Below are 22286 nucleotides of genomic sequence, written 5' to 3'. Positions count from 1 at the left end.
TCAGGCTCTTTCGGTAGCGGGCTGGGTGGTCGGGGCGGACGGGGCGAGCTGGATGAGCGAACTCTTGGCCGCGGCGCTTTCTTCCACGGCGGCGAGGATCCGCTGGACGTTCAGGCCGTCCTCGAACGACGGCGACGGCGTGGTTCCGGTGCCCACCGCCACGAGGAAGTCGCGGATTTCGTGCGTGAACGTGTGTTCCCAGCCGAGCACGTGGCCCTGCGGCCACCACGCGTCCACGTACGGGTGCTCGGGCTCGTTGACCAGGATGCGGCGGAAGCCCTGTTCCCTCACGGGCAGGGTGGCGTCGAGGAAGCCGAGCTCGTTGAGGTCCTCGAGATCGAACAGCAGAGCTCCCTTGTCGCCGTAGATCTCCAGCTTGAGCGAGTTCTTCTGGCCGGTGGCCACCCGGGAGACCTCCACGGAGGCGATGGCCCCGGAGGCGAGGGTCAGCGTGGCCCAGGCGGCGTCGTCGACTGTCACGTCCTCCAGCCCGGTGGCGCCGGGGCGCTGCGAGGTAAAGGTGTGCAGCCGGCCGGAGACCTCGGTGACCTGGCCGCCGAGGAGGAACAGCACCTGGTCGATCGCGTGGCTGGCGATGTCGCCCAGCGCGCCGGACCCTGCGGTGTCCTTGTTCAGCCGCCAGGTCATGGGCGAGTCCGGGTCCACGAGCCAGTCTTGCAGGTACGCGGCACGGACGTGCCGGATGGTGCCGAGCCGGCCCTCCGCGATCAGCTCCTTTGCGAGGGCCAGGGCGGGGACCCGGCGATAGTTGAATCCGATCATGGACTGCACGCCCCGGGTCCGGGCGGCCCGGGCGGCCTCCGCCATGGCCTCGGCCTCGGCCAGGGTGTTGGCCAGCGGCTTTTCGACCAGGACGTGCTTGCCGGCGGCCAGGGCGGCGATGGCGATTTCCGCGTGCATCCAGCCCGGGGCGCAGATATCGACAATCTGAATGTCATCACGGGCGATCACCTCGCGCCAGTCGGTGGAGGACTCGGCCCAGCCGTATTTCGCGGCGGCCTCCGCCACCCCGGCGGGGTCGCGTCCGACCAGGACGCGACGTTCGAAGGCCGGGACGTCGAAGTAGCTGGCGACATTCCGCCAGGCATTCGAGTGGGCCTTGCCCATGAACGCGTACCCGATCATGGCCACTCCCAAGGGGGAAGATCCGGGGGTAGTTTCGTGGGAGTTCATTACTGGTTCCTAGAGTGTGGAAGCGGTGGGGTCCCAGTCCTCGGGGAGGGCTGCGGAGGCGGGGGCGGAGCTTTCCACGTCGACGAACGCGCCGGAATCGATCGACTCGGAGATCGAGACCATGGTGTCCAGGACGTGGTAGGCAAGGTTGCCGGTGGCGCGGTGCGGGACGCCGGCGCGGATGGAGCGTGCCATGTCCAGCACGCCCATGCCGCGGCCCTGACTGGGGCCGGTCGCCGGGATATCAGTCCACTCCTCGTCGCCGGCGCGCCAGAGCCTGACGTCCCCGTCGAAGTAGTTCGGATCCGGCAGCGAGATGGTGGCCTCGGTCCCGGTGATCTCCACAAAGCCCATCCGCAGCCGGGGTGACTCGAACGAAAAGACGCTGTGGGAGGACGCGCCGGACTCGAACTGGGCCATCGCGGAGACGTGGGTGGGGACCTCGACCGTGAATTCCTCGCCGGCCTTGGGCCCGGAGCCGATCATCCGGACTTCCTTGGCCTTGGACCCGGTGGCGGCCACGCGGCGCACGGACCCGAACGTCTGGACCAGAGCCGTGAGGTAGTACGGGCCCATGTCGAACAGGGGGCCGGCGCCGTACTGGAACAAGAAGGCCGGGTTGGGGTGCCAGGATTCCGGGCCGGGGGTCTGGAACGTGGTCATGGCGGTCAGCGGGGTGCCGATGTCGCCGCGTTCGATCAGCCGCCGCGCGGTCTGCAGCCCGGCCCCCAGGAACGTGTCCGGGGCGCAGCCCAGCCGCAGCCCCGCGGCGTCGGCGGCCTTCAGCAGGCCCAGGCCCGATTCGCGGTCCAGCGAGAACGGCTTTTCCGTCCAGACGTGTTTGCCGGCGTTGACGGCGGCCGTCGCCACCTCCACGTGCGCTGCCGGGATGGTCAGGTTCACGATGATCTCGACGTCGGGGTGGTTCAGGGCCGCATCCACGCCGCCCCACTCCGGGATGCCGTATTCCTTTGCGCGCGCCTCGGCGGCTTCTTCGAAGAGGTCGGCGATCACGTGGACCTTGAGGTCGGGGAAGACGGTCAGGTTGTCCAGGTACTGCTTGCTGATGTTTCCGGCGCCGATGACGGCGACGCCCACCGGGCCGCGTCCGGTTGCTGCGGTGCTCATGCGTTCACGCCCTTGGCGCTGGCGGAACCGCTCTGCAGGTAGCCCAGGGACTGGGCGATGCCGTCGAAGATGTCGCCGGAGTAATCGTCAAACTCCACGACGCCGACCTCAAGGGACTGCGCCGCCTCGATGACATCCCACACGGGAATTTTGCCCTGACCGGCGGGCTGCTGGGCCTTGGTGTCGGTGGAGACGGGGCCGTCCTTGATATGGATGAACTTCACCCGGTCGCCGAGGCGCTCAAGGAGGGCAGCCGGGTCCTGGCCGCCGACGGCGGCCCAGTAGGTGTCCACCTCCAGGACAAGTTCCGGGTCCAGGAGTCCTTCGAAGTACTCCAGGGCGGTCTGGCCCTCGATGCTGGACTCCAGCTCCCAGGCGTGGTTGTGGTAGCCGACGCGGATGCCGTACCCGGCACCCTTCTTGGCGGCGGCATTGAGTTTCGCGGCGGTGGCCTGGATGTCCTCGGCGGACTGCCAGTGCTCGGCCGGGAGGTAGGGATCGATCACCGTGCCGATGCCCAGTTCCTTGGCCGCGGCGAAGATCTCGTCCTGGTCCTGGCTCAGCAGCGGGGCGTGGCCGGACGGGGCGGTCAGGCCGTTCGCCTTCAGAGCCGCGCCGAGCTCGGCGGCCGTGGCGACGAAGTTGTAGGGCTCCACCTGGGTGAAGCCGAGTTCGGCAACCTTCTTGATGGTGCCGGGCAGGTCTTCCTGCAGGGCGTTGCGGAGGGTGTACAGCTGGATTGAGTAGGACATTGCGTTCCTTTGCGGGGAGTCGGTTGTTCTCAAGTAGGGGAGCGGCCCTGCGGCTAGCCGGCCGACGTCGGGGGTGGAGCCAGGTGTCTAGCGGCCGGCGAGGGATCCGCCGATGCCGCCGACGCTGAAGTATTTGTTCAGGGTGGCGAAGACGATGATGGGCGGGAGCATCATGATTAGGGCCAGGGCCATGACCCCGGACCAGTCGGTGTTGTTCTGCTGGAAGAACGACTGCACGCCCATGGGCAGGGTGAAGATTTCGTTGGAGCGCAGGAACACGATGGCCACGAGGTAGTCGTTCCAGGCAAGCAGGAAGGCGAAGATCGCCGTGGAGAGCACGCCCGGGAGGGAGTTGCGCAGCACCACCTTGCTGAAGCTGCCAAAGACGGAGCAGCCGTCGATCCAGGATGCCTCTTCCAGGCTGATGGGGATGGAGTCGAAGTAGGCGGCCATCATCCAGGTGGCCACGGTCATGGTGGAGCCGACGTAGATGATGGTTATCCCCATCAGGTTGTCGACGAGGCCCATGCCGGCGAAGAGGATGAACAGCGGCACCACGGAGGTGATGATGGGCAGGGACTGCATGACGAACAGGAGCAGGGAGTAACCGGAGACGGCCTTGGACCGGCCGCGGGAGAGGACATAGCCTGCCGGGGCGGCGACGGCCACCGAGACGGTCACCGTGCTGAGCGTGGTGATGAGGCTGTTTTGAAGCCAGGTCGCGGCGAGGGTTTTCGAGAAGACGTCGGTGATGTTCTCGAAGGTCAGGCCGGTGGCGGTGCTGTTCGGTCCGGGCGTGAAAGCGAGGAGGACGGTCACCATGATCGGGATGAGCACTATCGCGGTGATGGCCAGGATGGCGGTGAAGCGCCACCAGCGGCCGCGCAGGCCGGCTTCGGAAAGGGTGCGGCGGGGTTTGCCGGTGTCGGCGACGCCGAGGGCGGGGCCGGATTCGGGGTGGGCGTGGAGGACTGCGCTCATTATTCGACGCTCGACTTTCGGATCTGGCGGTACAGGATGACCGACACCACCACGAGGGTGATGGTCATGAGGAAGGCGATCGCGACGCCCGGTCCGGTCTGGAAGTCCTGGAAGACGGTGCGGTAGGCCAGCACCACGAGGGAGGTGGTGGCGTCCACGGGTCCGCCGCCGGTGAGCAGGTAGATGGTGGGGAAGTCGTTGACGCAGAAGATCGTCATGAGGATCCAGCTGATGTAGGTGGACCGTGCGATCAGCGGCAGGGTGATGCCGGAGAACTGCTGCCAGCGGCTCGCGCCGTCCATGCTGGCGGCCTCGTAGACGGTGGTGTCCACGGAGGCCAGGGCCGCCGAGGTCATCATCATCATGAAGGGGAAGCTGACCCAGACCTTGAAGATGCAAACGGTAATGGCCGCGAGCGTCGGGTCGGCGAGGAAGAGCGGCGTGCCCAGTCCGAGGTTCCGGCAAATGCTCGGGATGAGGCTGTCCGGAGTGCCGACCAGCCAGTTCCAGGCAGTGGAGGACACCACAATCGGCACCACCCACGGCAGCAGGAGCAGGACTTTGAAGGTCCCCCCAGCGGGGATTTTGGTGCGCAGCAGCAGGGCCAGGCCCAGGCCCAGGAGCCAGGACCCGAAGACGCCCACGATCGTGAAGATCAACGTGAAGCGGGCGGCTTTCCAGAATGCCTCGGACGACAGGACCGTGGCGAAGTTATCCAGGCCGACGAACTCGCCTGTGTCCAGGAGGGAGCCGTTGTGCGTGGCCTGGATGCCGGCGTAGATGAGGGGGTAGCCGTGGATCAGGATCAGCAGGACGACCGAGGGCAGCAGGAGCCAGAAGAACGTCTTGCGGGTCTGCGAACTGAGTTTGCTCTTGCGGTTGACAGATTTGGCGGGCTTGCCCGGCCCGCCGGGGGCAACGCCCCGGCGGGCCCGGCTCAGGCCGGTCTGGGCTGTGGTCAATGCCATTGGAGCGCCGCTTACTTCTTCAGGACCGATTGCAGCCCGGACTGGAACGTCTGCAGCGCGGACTTCGCATCGGTCTTGCCGGTCAGGATGGTCTGGGTGAACTGGTTGAGGGCCTGGCCGCCGTCGAGGACGGCAAGATTGGCATTGAGTGTTGTGCCTTGGGCGGCGAACGTCTTGGCGATCGGCACGTACTCCTTGACGATTTTGACGTTGTTGGGATCGGACGTGAACTCGGGAAGCTCGGTGATGGACTTGAAGACCGGCAGCGCGTTCATGAGCTTCTGCTGCCAGAGCTGCTTGAGCTGGCCCAGGTAGGCGACCAGGAAGGCCTCGGACGACGCCTGTGAGGGGGTGTTCGTGTACATCATGATGTTGTTCGGGAAAACCAGGGCGGCCTTGTCCCCGTGCGGGCCGGCCATGGGGCTGGCGACCACAAGGTCGCCAGATGTGTCACCGACACGCTCGGGAACTCCCAGCGTCAACATGCCGAACGCGGCCTTCTTGTTCTTCCACTGGGCGTTGAGGTTGTCCGAGGTGTAGCTGACCGCGGCGGGGTCGATGATGCCGTTGGAGACCAGCTCCAGCAGGAATTCAACGGCCTCGACGTTGCGGTCGTTCATAACATCGAGCTCACCGGACGGGGTGAACACGCCGCCGCCGTTGTTGAGCATCATCATGATCATCAGGTGGTTGCCGATGTTGTTGCCGGCGCCGGAGCCCGTGGCAAAGCCGACGGCGCCCATGCTCTTGAACTTCTTGCCAGCCTCAAGCAGGGATGCCCAGTCGGTGGGAACCGCGACGCCGGCCTGGTCGAACAGCGACTTGCGGTACCAGAGCGGACGGATGTCCAGCTGCCACGGAACGGCAACATAGCCCTTGTCCGTCTTGAACGGCTCCAGCACGCCCGGCAGGAAGTCATCGAACTGGCCGTTCTTCTTCAGTTCATCCACCACCTTGTCCGCGTAGGCAATCTGGCCCTGCTGCTCGAACTGGAAGGCCTGGAAGCCGCCGCCGGTGGACACTGCCGGTCCGGTCTTGGAAGCGATGGCCGAGGAGAACGTCTGGTAGAAGTTCGCCCACTGGATGGTCTGGTAGCTGGCCTTGAGGTTGCCCGAGGCCGGCGCGTAGCCCTCTGCGATCTTCTTGGCGGCGTCGTTGTACGCGGGGGTGGCCCACGGCATATCCCAGAACTTGATGACGCCGCTGCCGCCTGACTGAGAGGCGGAGCCGCCGCCGCACGCCGCGAGGAGCGGTGCGCTCGCCGCGGCTGCGGCGAAGCCCAGGAATCCCCGGCGGGAGAATGCGGTGGAGGTTACAGAGGACTTGATCGTCACGATGATTTCCTTTCGTGACCGGCACGCTGTGGCGCGGCCGGTCTTCTCGACAGTGAGTTGATGCGGAAGGTATTGCGGGCTGTGCAGTTAGAGCAGCTAGAGCGGTTGGAGCAGTTATTGCGGTGAGTCGTGGAGCTGCCCGACAAGTGCGGTCAGGGCGGCGAACCGTTCCAGATCGGCCTCCGGGGCGCCGGAGTCGATGGCGGCGCGGAGCCGCCTCCAGCTGTGCCGGTGGGCCGATTCGTAGATGGTGGGGAAGGCGGCGGCCCCGGCGGAGGTGACCGAGCGGACCTCCGCGGGCCAGCCTGCGGAGGCATCGGGGAGGGTGATGTCCGCCCGTCCTGAGGAGGTCAGGACGGACACGGTGGCCGTCGCGGGCAGCGAGGACGTGGTGATTCCCTGCAGGGCCGCCGGCGCCCCGCCGGGGAGGCTGCCGATCACGGTGTAGCCGTTGGCGTTGCGCTGGATGACCCGCAGGCCTTCCAGCTCGACGCCGCAGGCCAGGACCGCGCCAAGGTGCCGCGTGAGCAGGGCTGCCGGGTCGGTTCCGGGGGTGCCCCACGCCACGGAGTCCAGCAGCACGGCGTCGGCCACGGCGTCGGCGATGGCGTTCCGGACCGCGGCCTGGGACTCCGCGAGGACCGGGTTTCCGGCCCACGCCTGGTCGAGGACCACCGCGGCGCCCGCCTCCGCAGCTGCCTCGGCCAGCGTGGCGGGGTCTTCCGCCACGGGATCAACGACGACGACGCCGCGGACACCGCTGCGGACCGCCGCGGTGGCGCTGGCGGTCCAACCCGGGACACCGGCGACAGCCACGACGTCGGCCCGGCCGTCCGCCGGGGCGAAGGAAACAGGCAGGGAAGCGACCACGGCGCCGACGGCACCGGCTTGTTCGGCCTCGGGGCCGGCCTGGACGAGAAGCGGGGTTGTCATGCGCTTGCCTCCTCATAGGCGGCGGCGCCGGCATCGACGCAGGCAGCGGCGGCGTCGGCGATCGCGAGGGCGAATTCCAGATCGTGGATCAGCGTCTCCGGGCGGGGGGCCGTTCCGGTGCCCCGGGCGATTTCGGCGAGTTTGCGCCATTCGCCCTCGTAGCCGTTGTGGCCGAAGGGGCCCAGGACGGTGGTGCTGGCAGCGGTGCGGATCCGGGCGGTCGCCGACCCCGCGTGAACGTAGGACGGGGTGAAGTCGATGGACAGCGAGGCGTCGTTGCCGATGGCCTCGAAGGTCCAAGACGGTTCCCAGGTGCCGTTCATCGCGGCGCGGAGTTCGATTGTCACGTCGCCCGCCCGCAGGGAGATGACATAGCCGAACGGCATGACGGTCTGGGCATGCAGGACCTCGACGGCCCGGAAGTCCGGGGCGAACCTGCGGACCAGGGGGAGGTCGTGGATGGCCAGACCCATGACGCCGCCGGTCAGCATGGCTTTCACCGCAGCGGTGTCGGGGGCCGCGTTTGCCGCGGGCGCCGGGGGAGTGCGGCCCACGATCTCGGTGGCAAAGTCCTCGAAGCGGGGGTTGGGCGGCAGGACGATCGACGACCGGACGGTGTGGACCTGTTCCGGCAGGTTGCCCCACGCGGCTTCGGCAGCCAGCCAGCCGGGGTCGAAGGTGTGCATGGCGCCGACGACGATCGGCACACCGGTTTCGGCTGACACGGCGGCGATGGCCGCGGCTTCCTCGCCGTTCATGGCGAAGGGCTTTTCGCACAGGACGGCTTTCTTGCCGGCGCGGCAGGCGGCGATCACCTGGACGGCGTGGAACTGGTGCGGGCTGCAGATCGCGACGATCTCGACCGCGGGGTCGGCCAGCAGTTCTTCCATGCTGGTGCTGAAGCGTGCCCCCACCCGTGCGGCCACGGATTCGGCCACCGCCGGATCGACGTCCATGATGTGGCGGACCTCCAGGATGCCGCGCAGCCTGGCGAGGGAGGGAAGGTGGATCGCCTGGGTGACGGGACCCGCCCCCAGAATCCCCACTCCCAGCGGCGCCGGCGCTGCATGTTCTTGGCTCGACAAGTTCGTTCATACCCCTTCGTAGTCCCGGAACCGTCCAGCGGCAGGCAGGCTGCCGGGCCGGTGATCTGGCTCACACCCAAAGTTAGACATACTTTTGACGAGCGTCAAGCAAAAGTTGAAAACTACGTTTCAATCTTTGTGAAGAGTGACATACAGAAGAACTTCGTGCTATCACTTACTCATGAGTACGCCCACCGGCACCGAACCCGCAGCCACCGAGGCCGGCGGCAGCCTGTCCCGCGCCGGCGACCTCTTCCAGCTCCTGCGCGACGGCAAGGCCCGGACCCGCGCGGAACTGGCCCTGACCACCGGGCTTGCCCGCTCCACCGTCGCCTCCCGCATCGACGCGCTGATGGTCTCGGGCCTCGTCGGCCCGGCAGGGGAGGCGAGCTCCAGCGGCGGCAGGCCGCCGTCGCGCTTTGCCTTCAACCCGGCCGCCCGCGTAGTCCTGGCGGTGGATGTCGGGGCCACGCACGTGATCATCGCCGTGACGGATCTCAACGGAAAGGTGCTCGCCGAGCGCCGGCTGGCGCAGGACGTCGCCGACGGCCCGGTGGTTGTCCTGGACCGCGTGATCGAGGAAGGGCTGAAGCTGCTCGGCGAGGCGGGGCGGAGTACCTCGGACCTGGCCGGCGCCGGGATCGGGCTCCCCGGGCCCGTGGAACACGCCTCCGGCATGCCGGTAAAGCCGCCGATCATGCCCGGCTGGGACGGGTTCGACGTCGTCCGTCACGTCCAGCGGTCCCTCCCGGTGCCGGTCCTGGTGGACAACGACGTGAACATCATGGCCCTGGGCGAGCGCACGGCGCACTGGCCCCAGGACGAAAACTTCCTCTTCATCAAGGTGGCCACCGGCATCGGCGCGGGCATCATCAGCAACGGTGAACTCCAGCGCGGGGCCAACGGCACAGCCGGAGACCTCGGGCACGTGCGGGTTCCGCGCGGCGACGACGTGCTGTGCCGCTGCGGGAATTACGGCTGCCTCGAAGCCCTGGCGTCCGGCCCCGCCGTCGCCAAGGCGCTCACCCAGCAGGGACTTCCGGCGCACGACGGCGGCGACGTCCTGCGCCTCGTCGCTGAGGGGAACCTCCAGGCAATCCAGGCGCTGCGGCAGGCCGGCAGGGACCTCGGGGATGTCCTCTCCACGGTGGTCAACCTGCTAAACCCCTCGGTGATCGTGATCGGCGGAAGCCTCGGCCAGGCCGGGGAGCACCTCATGGCAGGGGTCCGCGAGGTGGTCTACCGGCGCTCGCTGCCGCTGGCCACGACGCACCTGAGGATCGGCCTGTCCAAAGCCGGCGACCAGGCCGCCATCCTCGGCGCCAGCCAGATGGTCACGCAGCACGTGCTCTCGCCCGCCGTCATTGAGGCGACCCTGCAGGCCACGGGCTAGAAACGGCGTCCCGGAAGCCGTCGCCCCGGATGCGTGGTCGCCGGTGGCCGTGTCCCGGGTGGCGTCATATTCCGCGGGTGCGGGAGTGGCCCGTGATAGCAATGGGACTGATGAAACCATATTTGTGCCCGCTCGCCGGGCGACGGCCCACCTTATGAGCGACCTCGCCAAGGCACCGCGCGGCTGGCTCCTCATGCTCGCGATCGGGCTCATCGCGCTGAACATGCGCGGCCCCCTGGTGGCCGTGGCCCCGGTGGTCGCGCAGATGCAGCACGATCTCGGGTTCACTCCGGTGGAACTGGGATTCCTCACCGGGATCCCGGTCCTGTGCTTTGCCCTGGCCGCGCCGCTGGCATCGCTGGCCGGGCGTAAGCTGGGTCCCGAGTTCGCCATCACGCTGACCCTGCTGGGCGTGCTCCTGGGCGTCGTGGTCCGCTCGGCGGGAGGCGGCGCCGTCGTGATGTTGGGCACCGTGATCCTGGGCGTTTCCATCACGATCGGCAACATCGTGGTGCCGCTGATCATCCGTCGGGACTTCACTCCGGCCCGGCAGGGCGCGGCGATGGGCACCTACACGGCGGCGCTCAATATCGGCTCGTTCCTTACGTCGATGGTGTCCGCGCCGCTGGCCGAGCTGCTGGGCTGGCGTCCCGCGATTGCCGCGAGCGGACTGTTCGCGCTGGCGGCCCTCGCGGTCTGGGTGATCGCCGTCGGCCAGCGGGCGGCCTTCGTTCCTGCTGCCGTTCCCGCGTCCGACCCCGGGCGGCCGGCCGGCAAGCTCACATCGCGGTGGATCACGGCAGCCCTGACCGTCGGGTTCGCCGGGCAGGCGTTCTCCTACTACGGTGTGACCGCCTGGCTGCCCAGCCTGCTGGTGGACGAACTTGGCATGACGCCGTCGGCCGCCGGAGCGGCGTCCTCGCTTTTCCAGATCTTTGCCATTGTGGGCGGCCTCGGCGTCCCGCTGGCGGCCCGGTTCGCCAGCACGACGGCGGTGGGCCTCACCCTGGGCCTGCTGTGGCTCACGGTTCCTGTGGGCCTGCTGCTCGCGCCCGAACTGTGGTGGCTGTGGTGTTCCCTCGGCGGTGTCGCCCAGGGCGGCGGCATCACGCTGATCTTCCTCGCCATCATCCGGCTGGCCCGGGACCAGGCGTCGGCGGCCCGGATGTCCGCCGTCGTCCAGGGGACCGGGTATTCCTTCGGCGCCGTGGCGCCGACCCTTCTGGGCTACGTCCACGGTGTCTCCGGCGCCTGGACCGGTCCGCTGCTGCTGATCCTGTGCTCCGTGACCGCGTTCATCCTGGGCACGGCGTTGTCCCTGCGCCGGGTGCCGAAGCCGCACTAGGTTCCTCCCGCCCCCGCTCATTTCGGGCCGCGCTTGTGGACGCCTGTGCGCCGAGAAATGCCCGCCCCGGCCGCCTTCCCGCCCACAAAGTTTGCGCCGGGAACACAGTGAGGGCCCATGTTTTATCGAAAACATGGGCCCTCACTGTCAGTTCGACGCCGTTGTCGGGCTGTGTTCCGTTGCTGGGCTGCCACCCGGATTTCGGGCTGCCTGTTGCGAAGGGCGGGCAGTCCAGCTGACGGAATTCTGGGGTTACGCCGGGATGAGGGCGGCCTTCTCGCTGAGCTCCGCGCCGTCGCGCGCTTCATACAGGAAGCGGTCGTAGGCCGGCAGCGTCAGGAAGGCCGGGAACTCGTTGCTGAGCGTGACCTCCTCGAAGATGTCCCGCGCGTCGGCGAACCGGTCCCCTTCGAAGCGTTCCAGCTTGGCGAATTCCTCATCCAGCATGTCCTCCACCCACTCGCGGGTCACGACGTCGCCGTGGTCGGTGATGGCGCGGGAGAAGATCCACTGCCAGAGCTGTGAGCGGGAGATCTCTGCGGTGGCGGCGTCCTCCATCAGGTTGTGGATGGCCACGGCGCCGTTGCCGCGCAGCCAGGACTCGATGTAGCGGATGCCGACTTCGATGTTGTTCCGGATGCCCTGTTCGGTGATGGTTCCGGTGGTCGAGGAGATGTCCAGGAGGGCGCGGTCGTCCGGGGTGACGTCTTCCCGGAGGCGCTCGAGCTGGTTCGGGCGGTCGCCGAGCACGCCGTCGAACACCTCGCGGCAGACCGGAACCAGGTCCGGGTGCGCCACCCAGGAGCCGTCGAAGCCGTCGCCGGCCTCACGGGTCTTGTCGGCGCGGACCTTTTCGAAGGCGATCGCGTTGGCTGCGGCGTCCTTGCGGTTGGGGACGGCAGCGGCCATGCCGCCGATCGCCATGGCGCCGCGCTTGTGGCAGGCCCGGACGAGCTGTTCGGTGTAGGCGCGCATGAACGGCTGGGTCATGGTGACCTGGCCGCGGTCCGGGAGCACGAAGCGCGGTCCGCGGGTGCGGAAGTTCTTGATCAGGGAGAAGATGTAGTCCCAGCGGCCGGCGTTCAGGCCTGCGGCGTGGTCGCGCAGTTCGTAGAGGATTTCCTCCATCTCGAACGCGGCGGTGATGGTCTCGATCAGCACGGTGGCGCGGATGGTGCCCTGCGGGATGCCCAGCAGGTCCTGGGCCAGGATGAAGATGTCGTTCCACAGCCGGGCCTCGAGGTGGTTCTCGATCTTGGGCAGGTAGAAGTAGGGTCCCTTGCCCTGGGCGATCAGGCGGCGGGCGTTGTGGAAGAAGTACAGGCCGAAGTCCACGATTCCGCCGGCGATCGGGGTGCCGTCGATGAGCATGTGCTTTTCCGGCAGGTGCCAGCCGCGGGGGCGGACCACGATCGTGGGCAGTTCCCCGGCCGGGCGCAGCTTGTATTCTTTGCCTTCGGGGGAGGTGAAGTCGATCCGGCGCTCCAGGGCGTCCGTGAGGTTCAGCTGGCCCTGGATCACGTTGCGCCAGGACGGGGTGGAGGAGTCCTCCATGTCCGCGAGCCACACCTTGGCGCCGGAGTTCAGCGCGTTGATGGTCATCTTCTTGTCCACCGGCCCGGTGATTTCCACGCGGCGGTCCTCCAGGCCCGGGGCCGGGGGAGCGACGCGCCAGTTCGGGTCGTTGCGCACGGACTCGGTCTCGCGCAGGAACCGCGGGTCCTGGCCCTTGGAGATCTGCTGGCGGCGTTCACGCCGTGCCTCCAATAGCTCCTCCCGGCGCCCGGCCGTGGCCTTGTGCAGCTTGGCCACAAACGCCAGCGCATCCGGTGTGAGGACCTCGCTCTGCCGGCAAATTGGCTGCGCGGTCAGCGTGATCCCGTTAATAGTGAAGTTGTCAGTGAAGCTGTTCATTTCAATCTCTCCTCGGAGAAGCAAATGTTCGACGGCGGGGTGCGGTTTGGGGCCGAAAAAGGCAATCCTCCGCGTGCTATTCCCCATCCCCGCCGTGGGCCTCGCAGGGCTCGGCCGGGCGGGGACAGGGCCCCTTATACGCACGCTTCCGGATCACCTTTCCCGGCCCCCGAGGGGTTGGGCACCCTGGGTGCCGGCCGCCGTCGTGCCTTCAGATGAGCGGAATCAACAGCTCACCTTGGGCGGGGATTAGTGGAACTGGCCCTCTTCTGTGGATCCCACGAGAGCCAAAGTGGATGCGTTCGGGTTGAGCGCGGTGGCGATGTCGTCGAAGTAGCCGGTGCCGACTTCGCGCTGGTGCTTGGTTGCGGTGTAGCCGCGGGACTCGGAGGCGAATTCCTTCTCCTGCAGCTCGACGTAGGCGCTCATGCCTTCCCGGGCGTAGCCGTGGGCGAGGTCGAACATCGAGTAGTTCAGGGCGTGGAAGCCGGCCAGGGTGATGAACTGGAAGGTGAAGCCCATGGCGCCGAGTTCGCGCTGGAACTTCGCGATCGTGGCGTCGTCGAGGTGCTTGCGCCAGTTGAACGACGGCGAGCAGTTGTAGGAGAGCATCTGGTCCGGGAACTCGGCCTTGACGGACTCGGCGAACTTGCGGGCCAGCTCCAGGTCCGGGGTGCCCGTTTCCATCCAGATGAGGTCGGAGTACGGGGCGTAGGCCTTGGCGCGGGCGATGCAGGGTTCGATCCCGTTGCGGACCTTGTAGAAGCCCTCCGGGGTGCGGACCGGCTGTCCGCCTTCGCGGAGGATGAATTCCTGGTCGCGCTCGTCGACGTCGGAGGTGATCAGGGTGGCTGCCTCCGCGTCGGTCCGGGCGATGATGACCGACGGCGTGCCGGCGACGTCGGCGGCGAGGCGGGCGGCGTTCAGCGTGCGGACGTGCTGCTGGGTGGGGATCAGGACCTTGCCGCCGAGGTGGCCGCACTTCTTTTCCGAGGCGAGCTGGTCTTCCCAGTGCACGCCCGCGGCGCCGGCCTGGATCATGGACTTCATGAGCTCGTAGGCGTTCAGCGGGCCGCCGAAGCCGGCCTCGGCGTCGGCCACGATCGGGACCATCCAGTCCTCGACGGTCTGGATGCCCTCGGAGAACTCGATCTGGTCCGCGCGGAGCAGGGCGTTGTTGATGCGGCGGACCACGGTGGGGACCGAGTTGGCGGGGTAGAGCGACTGGTCCGGGTAGGTGTGGCCGGAGTTGTTGGCGTCGGCGGCGACCTGCCAGCCGGAGAGGTAGATGGCGCGGAGCCCGGCCTTGACCTGCTGCACGGCCTGGTTGCCGGTCAGGGCGCCCAGGGCGTTGGTGTACTTGCCGGTGCTGTGCTCCTCGGTGAGCTGCTTCCACAGTTTCTCGGAACCGCGGCGGGCCAGCGTGTGTTCTTCGGAGACGCGACCGCGGAGGCGGACGACGTCGGAAGCCTTGAAGTCACGGGTCACACCTTCCCAACGCGGGTTGGCGGCCCACTCGAGCTCCAGTGCGGCGGCCTGCTGCTCGGGCGTCTGCTGGGTGGGCTCAAATGCTGCAGTCATCTTTGTCTCCTTGATGGGTCCGGGACCGGCCAGTCTGCGACTCTGCAGATCCTGGCCGGTTGTTTCCGGATAGTGAATCTTTCCGTGAGATCTACTTTTCTTCACTTTCCAAGGGGTTTCTAGACCAAAGCTATGGAAAGAAATGCACTTCTTCGCATATCCTCAATAAATGCACCCCGCCAGCTGGAACCGCCCCGCCTCAGCCGCCTCGCCTGCCGTCCCGGAAGTGGACGTCATCAGCATGGGCCGCCGTGTCCGTCATCTGCGCAAGGCTGCCGGACTCACGCTCGATGACCTGAGCGCCGCCGTCGGGACCGCCCCCAGCCAGCTGAGCCTGATCGAAAACGGCAAGCGCGAGCCCAAGCTTGGCCTGCTTCAGCAGCTCGCGGGGGCCCTCGGGGTCAGCATCGATGAACTGCTCGGGGCCGAGCCGCCCAACCGCCGCGCTGCGCTGGAGATCGAGCTGGAACGCTACCAGCGCAGCCCCATCTACGAGTCCCTCAACCTGCCGAAAATCCGTATCAGCTCGCGGCTTCCGATGGACGTGCTGGAGTCCATGGTGGGCCTGCAGCATGAACTCGAGCGGCGGCTCAACGAGCAGGTGGCGACACCGGAGGAGGCTCGCCGCGCCAACGGTGAACTGCGGGCCATGATGCGGGAACGGAACAACTACTTCCCGGAGTATGAGGCCGAGGCGCAGAAGGTCCTGGCCTCGGTGGGCCACACGAGCGGACCCCTCTCCCACCACGTCATTGCGGACATCGCCGGGCACCTCGGTTTCAGCCTCCACCACGTGGGCGATTTGCCGCATTCCACCCGCTCGGTGACGGATCTTAAGAACCGTAGAATTTACCTCACGCAGAACGCACGGAGCGACCACGACCCCCGGTCGGTGCTGTTGCAGGCCCTGGGCCACTATGTCCTGGGCCACCAGACGCCGTCGAACTACGGGGACTTCCTCATGCAGCGCGTGGCCACGAACTACTTCGCCGCCGCGCTCCTGCTCCCGGAACAGGCCACGGTGGAGTTCCTGCAGCGGGCCAAGCAGGCCAAGGAAATCGCCGTCGAGGACATCCGGGATGCTTTCGCCGTGTCCTATGAGACGGCCGCGCACCGGTTCACCAACCTCGCCACGCAGCATCTGGACCTCCGCACGCACTTCCAGAAGACCCACAAGAGCGGCATCATCTACAAGGCCTACGAGAACGACGGCGTGACGTTCCCGCAGGACCACACCGGCGCCATCGAGGGCCAGCCGTCCTGCAAGAACTGGACCTCCCGGGTGGTGTTCGACGTCCCGGACAAGTTCAGCGCGTACAACCAATACACCGACACCCCGGCCGGGACCTTCTGGTGCACGGCCCGCACCGAACGCTCCGCCAACGGGGAGTTCTCGCTCTCCGTTGGTGTCCCGTATGCGCACGTGAAGTGGTTCCGCGGCCGCGACACCACGGAGCGGTCCAAATCCACCTGCCCGGACGAAAGCTGCTGCCGCCGCCCGCCGGCATCGCTGACCGCCGAATGGGCCGGCAACGCCTGGCCCTCGGCCCGGGCCCACTCCCACCTGCTGGCCGCCATGCCGCCGGGCGCCTTTCCCGGCGTGGACGAGACCGAGGTCTACTCCTTCCTGCAGGCGCACTCCGGAAGCTGATCCTCCCCTCACGTCCTGCGGGTTTCTCCGGGACCCTGCCGTCCCGCCCGCTTACTGCCGTCGCTCCCGCATTTTCTGCGGTTCAGTGCGTCGCTCCCGCACATCAGGCGAGGGAGCGTCGCCTTGGGCGTGGCTGACGGCAGGGCGGACTATATTGGCCTGTGACAGCTCATCGACCCACCTCGCGGGAGCGTGCACCCATGGCCAAGGAACTTGCCACCCAGCTCATCGAACAACTCCAGGCTGCCGGCGTGCAGCGGATCTACGGGATCGTGGGGGACAGCCTCAACCCGCTCGTCGACGCCGTCCGCAAGACCGGCGGCTCGCAGCAGGGCGGCATCGACTGGATCCATGTCCGGCATGAGGAAGCAGCCGCCTTCGCCGCGGCGGCGGAGGCCCAGCTGACCGGCCGGCTCGCGGTCTGCGCCGGCTCCTGCGGGCCCGGCAACCTGCACCTGATCAACGGGCTGTACGACGCCAACCGTTCCGGGGCGCCGGTGCTGGCCATTGCCTCGCACATCCCGAGCAAGCAGATCGGCAGCAGTTTCTTCCAGGAAACCCACCCGGACCGGCTCTTCAACGAATGCTCGGTCTATTCCGAACTGATCAGCACCGCGGAGCAGGCGCCCCGGGTCATGCACAGCGCCATCCAGCACGCCGTCGGGCTCCGGGGCGTCGCCGTCGTGACCCTTCCCGGCGACATCGCCGGCCTCGAAGCAACCGCCCCGACCCCGGCGCCGGCCGCATTCCGGCCGGCGACGCTGACCCCGGACCCCGCCAGCGTTCAAGAGCTGGCAGACGCCATCAACGCGGCGGATAAGATAGCCATCTTTGCCGGGGCCGGCGTCGAGGGCGCGCACGATGAGGTGGTGGCGCTCGCCGGACTGATCGCGGCGCCGATCGGCCATTCGCTCCGCGGCAAGGACTTCATGCAGTACGACAACGCGTATGACATCGGCATGACGGGGCTGCTGGGCTACGGCGCTGCGGCCGAAGGCATCGAGGACGCGGATCTACTGATCCTGCTGGGCACCGACTTCCCGTATGACCAATTCCTGCCGGCAACCCGGACGGCGCAGGTGGACCGGGCCGCCCACAAACTGGGCCGGCGGACCGACGTCGACGTCGCCGTGCATGGCGACGTCCTCCCCACGCTCGCGGCTTTGATGCCTTTGATCAAGGCCAAGAAGAGCCGGCGCTTCCTCGATGCGATGCTCAAGAAGCACGACCGTCTCATGAACAAGGCCGTGGGCGCATACACCCGGAACGTGGGCAAGAAACAGCCTATCCACCCGGAATATGCGGCCTCGCTGCTGGACCAGGTGGCGGCAGAGGACGCGATCTTCACGGCGGATACGGGCATGTGCAATGTTTGGACCGCGCGGTACATCAACCCGCTGGGCACCCGCCGGCTGATCGGCTCGTACCTGCACGGCTCCATGGCCAACGCGCTGCCGCACGCGATCGGCGCTCAGCTGGCCTACCCCGGCCGGCAGGTGGTCTCGGTCTCGGGGGACGGCGGCCTGTCCATGCTGCTGGGTGAGCTCATCACGGTCGCCGCGCACCGGCTTCCGGTCAACGTCGTGGTCTTCAACAATTCCACCCTCGGCATGGTGAAACTCGAAATGCTGGTGGACGGGCTCCCTGACTTTGGCGTGGACGTCCCCGATGCGAACTACGCCGACGTCGCCCGGGCCCTGGGGTTCCATGCCGTGCGTGTAACGGACCCGTCCCGCATCGAGGCCGCGTACCGGGAAGCGTTTGCCCATCCCGGCCCGTCGCTCGTGGAGCTCATCACGGACCCCAAGGCGCTGTCCCTCCCGCCTAAGATCAAGGGCGCCCAGGTCCTGGGTTTCGCCACGGCCATGTCCAAGGTGGTCCTCAACCGGGGCGCCGGCGAGGCCGTCAGCATGGCCCGGAGCAACCTGCGCAACATCCCGCGGCGCTGAGGCCCTCCGGGTTCGCCGGAAACTCTCCAGCTCGCGGGAAACTTCCGGCGAACTGGAGAGATTCAGGCGAACTGGGTACTAACGATACGACGGGAGTGGCAATGAAAAATCACCGCATGGCTGGAATCGGGCCAGCGCGGAGCGCCGGGGCGCTCGCCGCATACTCGCCCCCGCCACCGTCGCTGTTGACGGCCGACGGCGTTGAGCGGGTTGCGGTGGACCGCGCCGCGTACGCTGCCGAATTTCGGGCATTCCGGGCATCCGCCCTGACATTGGGAGCGGCTCTCCTGGCCGACGGTGGTGAAGGGGCCGAAGGAAACGTGGTGTCGTCCCCGGGCAGCCTGCTGATAGCGCTCGCGATGCTGCGGGCAGGGGCCTCCGGGGAGAGCGCCGTCGAAATGGACAAGGTCCTGGGACTCCCGGCCGGCACCCGGGATGAGGCAATGAACGCCCTGCTCGGGTTCCTGGCGGCGTACGACGGCGATCCTGGCTCGGTGGACGAAAAGGACCCGCCACGGAAGCCGGTCATGCACGCGGCCAATGGCCTGTTTGCGGACACGGGCGTGCCAACCGGAAAGAACTACTTGGCAACCCTTGCCAAGCACTATGGCACCGGCGTGTACCCGGTGGACTTCCAAGATGAGGCCGCCACCAAGCCTGCAATCGACGCCTGGGTGAACAAGAACACCGGCGGCCGGATCAAGAAAGCGCCTGCGGAGTACGATCGCGACTGCACTTTCAGCCTCCTCAACGCCTTGTACTTCGCCGCGGCGTGGCGGTCGCCTTTCGACCCCAACGACACCCAGGACAGCCCCTTCACCAAGTCCGGTGGCGAGGAAATCAGCGTCCCGACGATGCACAACATGCTGGAGTTGGCCTATGCAGAGGGTGCCCGCTGGCGAGTCGTGGACCTGCCGTACGCAAAAGGTTTTGTCATGCGGCTGGTGCTGCCCGGTCCCGGCGAAGGGCCGGAGACCCTCACGGCCGCCACCCTAGCGGAGATTGCGGCGGCACTGGACACGGCCCCCGAGGTCCTCGTGCTGATCTCCCTGCCCAGGTGGGACCACAAGAGCAGCTTCGACCTTCGGAAAGTGCTGGGTTCCTTGGGGCTGGACACAACCCTCACCACCACCAAAGACTTCGACTCCATCCAGAGCAGACTCACTATCACCAAGGCCGCGCAGGCTGCCAGCATCACTGCCGCGGAGAAGGGGACGGTGGCCGCGGCGGTGACCCGAATTGACGGCATGGTGACCGGATTGCCGCCGGAGCCGGAACAGACCATCGACTTCGACCGGCCGTTCCACTACCAGATCGTGCACGTCGAATCCGGCCTGCCCCTGTTCATGGGAACTGTGGCCGACCCCCGCTGACGGGCGGCTGGCCGGGCTCCACGTCGCCGGAAGCTCTCGAGTTCGCCGCCAACTTCCGGCGAACTGGAGAGTCTCCGGCGAACTCGGCACACGGGCCGGAAAGGCTCTAGCGCGGGCCGCCCTGCCAGAGGGCGTCGAACGGGGCGCCCGAGGCCACCCGGTTCCGGATCCCCGCGGTCACAAACGCCTTGGCCGTCCGGGCGGCCTCCAGCGGGGTCGCGCCTTTCGCGAGTTCGGCCGTCACCGCGGCGGCCAGCGAGCATCCGGCACCGGACACGGCCACGTCGCCCACCTTCGGGGTGGACAGGACTTCCAGGGTTTCGCCGTCGTAGTAGACGTCGACGGCGTCGGGGCCTTCCAGCCGCACGCCGCCCTTGGCGAGAACCGCGGCGCCGCTGAGCTCGTGGATGCGGACGGCGGCGGCCGTGAGGGATTCGACGTCGGTGATCTCCAGCCCGGAGAGCGACTCGGCCTCGAAGTGGTTCGGCGTGACGAAGGTGGCCAGCGGCAGGACCTGTGCCTTGAGGGCCTGATCGGTGTCCAGGGCGTGCCCCGGCTCCTGGCCCTTGCAGATCAGCACCGGATCCAGCACCACGTTGGCGAACTGCCCGTCGGACAGTGCCGCAGCCACGGTCGCAATTGTCGCGGGGCTGCCCAGCATGCCGATTTTCACGGTATCCAATACGGTCGATGCGCCGGACGCGGCACCGTAGGCCGCCGTCGTCGCCTCCAATTGGTCCGCAATGACCTGCTGGTCTACCGGGACGAAGCGGTGGTTCCAGTTGTCCTTAGGGTCGAAGGACACGATGCAGGTCAGGTTCGCGATGCCGAAGACGCCGAGTTCCTGAAACGTCTTCAGATCAGCCTGCGCGCCGGCGCCGCCGGTCGCTTCGGAGCCTGCGATGGTCAGCGCGATGGCGGGGGAGACTGTGGTTTCGGTAGTAGCCGGGGAAGCGGAGTCGAATGCGGTAGAAGTCATGGTCCCATCCTGCCATTGGGCTAAATCCGACCGCATTGTGCTCTTGAACAAGTATTCCGTGAACAGTATGAACAAAACCCGAGTGTCCCGGATCACGCGGACCACGGTGACGGACGGTGCGCTGAGCCCCGCCGTCGTCAGGTTACTGCGCGTTGTCTGCGAACCGCAGCTGCAGGATCGTGGCGGCGACGCCTGCGACGAATGTCGCGGCAAGCACCGCGTAGCTGCCTGCCGGGAGCGAGTCGATAGGGCCGGCCACCATGCCGATCAGCAGTGGGACTATCGAGTAGGGGAACCACTCCGCCCAGCCGGTCTTGCCGAACAAATTGCCGAGGGCCAGCATCACGAGCGAGAAGGCGATGGGCGCCACCTCGCCACGGCTCAACACCGCGATCCAGGCGACCACTGGTGCGAGCAGGAACGAAATCGCCGGGGCGAGAAGCACGTGTGCGATTCCGGTCGCGGCCAGCTCCGCCGAGAACCCCGGCAGGCCCATCGCCAGTCCGATCGCCAACGCCTCGACGAGGACGACGGCGACGATTGCCATCCACCACGCCGCCGCGACCAGCAGCTTGGCGACGACGAACCAGTGACGGCCCACCGGCAGCGCGAGCATGTTCTTGGCGGTGGCGTCGCTGTACTCGCGGCCAAACAGGTAAGCGACGATGAACGCCAGCAGCAGCATCCCGCCGACGCCGAAGATCAGCGTGAGCATGTAGAAGTATGCGGACCATGTCGCCTCGATCCCCGCAAGGCTCGCTTTGGTGCCCAGAAGCCCCAGCTCGGCCGCACGCCCCGGTTCGCGGACGATCCACATGAAAAGCGCTACGCTCGGCGGCATCATCGCGAGCACCGCCAGGGTGGCCCACGTTGCCTTGGAACGATGGAGCTTGACGAATTCGGTGGCGAGAACCTGACCGAACATCAGGCATCGCCGCCCTGTGGGCCATCGCCCGTGCGCGCGAGGAAGTAGCGCTCCAGATCCAGTGTGAGCAGCGCCTGCTCGCGTTCTTCGGACGTGTAGGCGTCGGTCGCGAAGGCGCGCGCCTTCGCGGCGAGTTCGTCGCGTGATGACTCCTCGATGAGGCGGCCGTCGTGGACGATGCCGATGCGGTCCGCCAGGTGGGCGACCTCGGCGAGGATGTGGCTCGACATGAAGACAGTGACGCCGCGCTCGTCGGCGAGTGAGCGAAGCAACTCGCGGATCTCGACGATGCCGGCTGGATCCAGCCCGTTGGCGGGTTCGTCGAGCACGAGAAGTTCGGGGGCGTGCAGCAGTGCGCGGGCGAGCGCGAGGCGCTGCTTGTTGCCGAGCGAGAGCTGCCCGGCGCGCCGGTCGGCGTACGGCCCCAGGCGCAGCAGAGCGATCGAGTCGGCGACCGTCCGGGTTGGCGAGCCGGTGAGCCGCCGCTGGATGTCGAGGTTCTCGCGCACCGTGAGGTTGGGGTAGGCGGTAGCGGTCTCGACGAGGAAGCCGACGCGCGAAAACACGTTGGTCTCGCCGGGCCGGATGCGCCGCCCGAGGACCGTCACCTCCCCGCTGCTCGGGCGGATGAGGCCGAGCAGCATGCGGATGGTGGTCGTCTTGCCCGCCCCGTTCCTGCCGAGGAACCCGTAAATCTCGCCCCGGCGGACGTCGAGGTCGAGCGAGTCGACGGCGGTGACTCCGCGGTATCGCTTGACGAGGGCACGCGTGGAAACCGCGGTGTCAGGCACGGGGCTCCTC

18 protein-coding genes are annotated in these 22286 nt (G+C 67.4%); 5 read left to right on the top strand and 13 right to left on the bottom strand.

The features are described from left to right. The 8 genes from ACVWYS_RS16575 to ACVWYS_RS16540 all read right to left on the bottom strand — a co-directional run bounded on the left by ACVWYS_RS16575 (nucleotide 1) and on the right by ACVWYS_RS16540 (nucleotide 8375). Nucleotides 1–1194 carry a Gfo/Idh/MocA family protein gene (locus tag ACVWYS_RS16575; RefSeq protein ID WP_456510081.1) on the bottom strand — a complete coding sequence of 398 codons (1194 nt, stop codon included), beginning with the start codon at nucleotides 1192–1194 and terminating at the stop codon, nucleotides 1–3. Nucleotides 1195–1203: 9 nt separating this feature from the next. Then, nucleotides 1204–2322, bottom strand: coding sequence for a Gfo/Idh/MocA family protein (locus ACVWYS_RS16570; protein ID WP_456510080.1), 1119 nt, complete (start codon nucleotides 2320–2322; stop codon nucleotides 1204–1206). Further along, complete coding sequence (locus ACVWYS_RS16565) at nucleotides 2319–3074, bottom strand: sugar phosphate isomerase/epimerase family protein (protein WP_456510079.1); 756 nt, start codon at nucleotides 3072–3074, stop codon at nucleotides 2319–2321. Before ACVWYS_RS16565 ends, ACVWYS_RS16570 begins: the two co-directional genes overlap by 4 nt. A gap of 87 nt (nucleotides 3075–3161) precedes the next feature. Beyond that, complete coding sequence (locus ACVWYS_RS16560) at nucleotides 3162–4055, bottom strand: carbohydrate ABC transporter permease (protein WP_456507590.1); 894 nt, start codon at nucleotides 4053–4055, stop codon at nucleotides 3162–3164. After that, nucleotides 4055–5023 carry a carbohydrate ABC transporter permease gene (locus ACVWYS_RS16555; protein WP_344362755.1) on the bottom strand — a complete coding sequence of 323 codons (969 nt, stop codon included), beginning with the start codon at nucleotides 5021–5023 and terminating at the stop codon, nucleotides 4055–4057. Before ACVWYS_RS16555 ends, ACVWYS_RS16560 begins: the two co-directional genes overlap by 1 nt. Nucleotides 5024–5034: 11 nt before the next feature. After that, on the bottom strand, nucleotides 5035–6357 hold the full coding sequence (locus ACVWYS_RS16550) for an ABC transporter substrate-binding protein (protein ID WP_344362759.1): 1323 nt from the start codon (nucleotides 6355–6357) through the stop codon (nucleotides 5035–5037). Between the two features lie 114 nt (nucleotides 6358–6471). Next, nucleotides 6472–7290 carry a hypothetical protein gene (locus tag ACVWYS_RS16545; protein WP_344362762.1) on the bottom strand — a complete coding sequence of 273 codons (819 nt, stop codon included), beginning with the start codon at nucleotides 7288–7290 and terminating at the stop codon, nucleotides 6472–6474. Further along, nucleotides 7287–8375: a Gfo/Idh/MocA family protein gene (locus ACVWYS_RS16540; RefSeq protein ID WP_344362765.1), complete on the bottom strand. Its 1089-nt coding sequence runs from the start codon at nucleotides 8373–8375 to the stop codon at nucleotides 7287–7289. Before ACVWYS_RS16540 ends, ACVWYS_RS16545 begins: the two co-directional genes overlap by 4 nt. Before the next feature lie 181 nt (nucleotides 8376–8556). Here ACVWYS_RS16540 and ACVWYS_RS16535 point away from each other — a divergent pair, with 181 nt between their 5' ends. Both ACVWYS_RS16535 and ACVWYS_RS16530 read left to right on the top strand, forming a co-directional pair. Next, nucleotides 8557–9768, top strand: a complete 1212-nt coding sequence (locus ACVWYS_RS16535) for an ROK family transcriptional regulator (RefSeq protein ID WP_344362768.1) — start codon at nucleotides 8557–8559, stop codon at nucleotides 9766–9768. Nucleotides 9769–9922: 154 nt separating this feature from the next. Then, nucleotides 9923–11113: an MFS transporter gene (locus ACVWYS_RS16530; protein WP_456507589.1), complete on the top strand. Its 1191-nt coding sequence runs from the start codon at nucleotides 9923–9925 to the stop codon at nucleotides 11111–11113. 252 nt (nucleotides 11114–11365) lie between these two features. Here the strand turns inward: ACVWYS_RS16530 and aceB are convergent, their stop codons facing one another. Together aceB and aceA are read right to left on the bottom strand one after the other, a co-directional pair. After that, complete coding sequence (gene aceB, locus ACVWYS_RS16525) at nucleotides 11366–13027, bottom strand: malate synthase A (protein ID WP_456507588.1); 1662 nt, start codon at nucleotides 13025–13027, stop codon at nucleotides 11366–11368. A 249-nt stretch (nucleotides 13028–13276) separates the two neighbouring features. Next, nucleotides 13277–14608, bottom strand: a complete 1332-nt coding sequence (gene aceA / locus ACVWYS_RS16520; protein WP_456507587.1) for an isocitrate lyase — start codon at nucleotides 14606–14608, stop codon at nucleotides 13277–13279. 169 nt (nucleotides 14609–14777) lie between these two features. Here aceA and ACVWYS_RS16515 point away from each other — a divergent pair, with 169 nt between their 5' ends. From ACVWYS_RS16515 to ACVWYS_RS16505, 3 genes are all read left to right on the top strand, one after another. Beyond that, nucleotides 14778–16259, top strand: a complete 1482-nt coding sequence (locus tag ACVWYS_RS16515; RefSeq protein ID WP_116767119.1) for a helix-turn-helix domain-containing protein — start codon at nucleotides 14778–14780, stop codon at nucleotides 16257–16259. A gap of 200 nt (nucleotides 16260–16459) precedes the next feature. Continuing rightward, nucleotides 16460–18208 carry a pyruvate dehydrogenase gene (locus tag ACVWYS_RS16510; RefSeq protein ID WP_456507586.1) on the top strand — a complete coding sequence of 583 codons (1749 nt, stop codon included), beginning with the start codon at nucleotides 16460–16462 and terminating at the stop codon, nucleotides 18206–18208. 116 nt (nucleotides 18209–18324) lie between these two features. Next, nucleotides 18325–19581: a serpin family protein gene (locus tag ACVWYS_RS16505; protein WP_456507585.1), complete on the top strand. Its 1257-nt coding sequence runs from the start codon at nucleotides 18325–18327 to the stop codon at nucleotides 19579–19581. 106 nt (nucleotides 19582–19687) lie between these two features. Here the strand turns inward: ACVWYS_RS16505 and ACVWYS_RS16500 are convergent, their stop codons facing one another. The 3 genes from ACVWYS_RS16500 to ACVWYS_RS16490 all read right to left on the bottom strand — a co-directional run bounded on the left by ACVWYS_RS16500 (nucleotide 19688) and on the right by ACVWYS_RS16490 (nucleotide 22276). Further along, a complete protein-coding gene (locus tag ACVWYS_RS16500) occupies nucleotides 19688–20560 on the bottom strand; it encodes a hydroxymethylpyrimidine/phosphomethylpyrimidine kinase (protein WP_456510078.1) in 873 nt (290 codons plus the stop codon). 142 nt (nucleotides 20561–20702) lie between these two features. Beyond that, entirely contained in the window at nucleotides 20703–21485 is a 783-nt protein-coding gene (locus ACVWYS_RS16495) for an ABC transporter permease (protein WP_456510077.1), read from the bottom strand. Beyond that, nucleotides 21485–22276 (bottom strand): ABC transporter ATP-binding protein, encoded by a 792-nt coding sequence (locus ACVWYS_RS16490; RefSeq protein ID WP_456507582.1) that lies wholly within the window; start codon nucleotides 22274–22276, stop codon nucleotides 21485–21487. The genes ACVWYS_RS16495 and ACVWYS_RS16490 overlap by 1 nt, the downstream gene beginning before the upstream one ends. Between the last annotated feature and the right edge of the window lie 10 nt (nucleotides 22277–22286).

The organism is Arthrobacter sp. TE12231 (assembly GCF_054062895.1).
This window is presented reverse-complemented; position numbering and strand designations above follow the sequence as displayed.

What these genes read in the sequence shown, in the direction of transcription:
- ACVWYS_RS16505 (WP_456507585.1), top strand. Translation starts at nt 18,325, where the DNA reads ATGGCTGGAATCGGGCCAGCGCGGAGCGCCGGGGCGCTCGCCGCATAC.
- ACVWYS_RS16500 (WP_456510078.1), bottom strand. Translation starts at nt 20,560, where the DNA reads ATGACTTCTACCGCATTCGACTCCGCTTCCCCGGCTACTACCGAAACC.
- ACVWYS_RS16575 (WP_456510081.1), bottom strand. Translation starts at nt 1,194, where the DNA reads ATGAACTCCCACGAAACTACCCCCGGATCTTCCCCCTTGGGAGTGGCC.
- ACVWYS_RS16545 (WP_344362762.1), bottom strand. Translation starts at nt 7,290, where the DNA reads ATGACAACCCCGCTTCTCGTCCAGGCCGGCCCCGAGGCCGAACAAGCC.
- aceA (WP_456507587.1), bottom strand. Translation starts at nt 14,608, where the DNA reads ATGACTGCAGCATTTGAGCCCACCCAGCAGACGCCCGAGCAGCAGGCC.
- ACVWYS_RS16560 (WP_456507590.1), bottom strand. Translation starts at nt 4,055, where the DNA reads ATGAGCGCAGTCCTCCACGCCCACCCCGAATCCGGCCCCGCCCTCGGC.
- ACVWYS_RS16510 (WP_456507586.1), top strand. Translation starts at nt 16,460, where the DNA reads ATGGCCAAGGAACTTGCCACCCAGCTCATCGAACAACTCCAGGCTGCC.
- ACVWYS_RS16530 (WP_456507589.1), top strand. Translation starts at nt 9,923, where the DNA reads ATGAGCGACCTCGCCAAGGCACCGCGCGGCTGGCTCCTCATGCTCGCG.
- ACVWYS_RS16495 (WP_456510077.1), bottom strand. Translation starts at nt 21,485, where the DNA reads ATGTTCGGTCAGGTTCTCGCCACCGAATTCGTCAAGCTCCATCGTTCC.
- ACVWYS_RS16565 (WP_456510079.1), bottom strand. Translation starts at nt 3,074, where the DNA reads ATGTCCTACTCAATCCAGCTGTACACCCTCCGCAACGCCCTGCAGGAA.
- ACVWYS_RS16535 (WP_344362768.1), top strand. Translation starts at nt 8,557, where the DNA reads ATGAGTACGCCCACCGGCACCGAACCCGCAGCCACCGAGGCCGGCGGC.
- aceB (WP_456507588.1), bottom strand. Translation starts at nt 13,027, where the DNA reads ATGAACAGCTTCACTGACAACTTCACTATTAACGGGATCACGCTGACC.
- ACVWYS_RS16515 (WP_116767119.1), top strand. Translation starts at nt 14,778, where the DNA reads ATGCACCCCGCCAGCTGGAACCGCCCCGCCTCAGCCGCCTCGCCTGCC.
- ACVWYS_RS16570 (WP_456510080.1), bottom strand. Translation starts at nt 2,322, where the DNA reads ATGAGCACCGCAGCAACCGGACGCGGCCCGGTGGGCGTCGCCGTCATC.
- ACVWYS_RS16555 (WP_344362755.1), bottom strand. Translation starts at nt 5,023, where the DNA reads ATGGCATTGACCACAGCCCAGACCGGCCTGAGCCGGGCCCGCCGGGGC.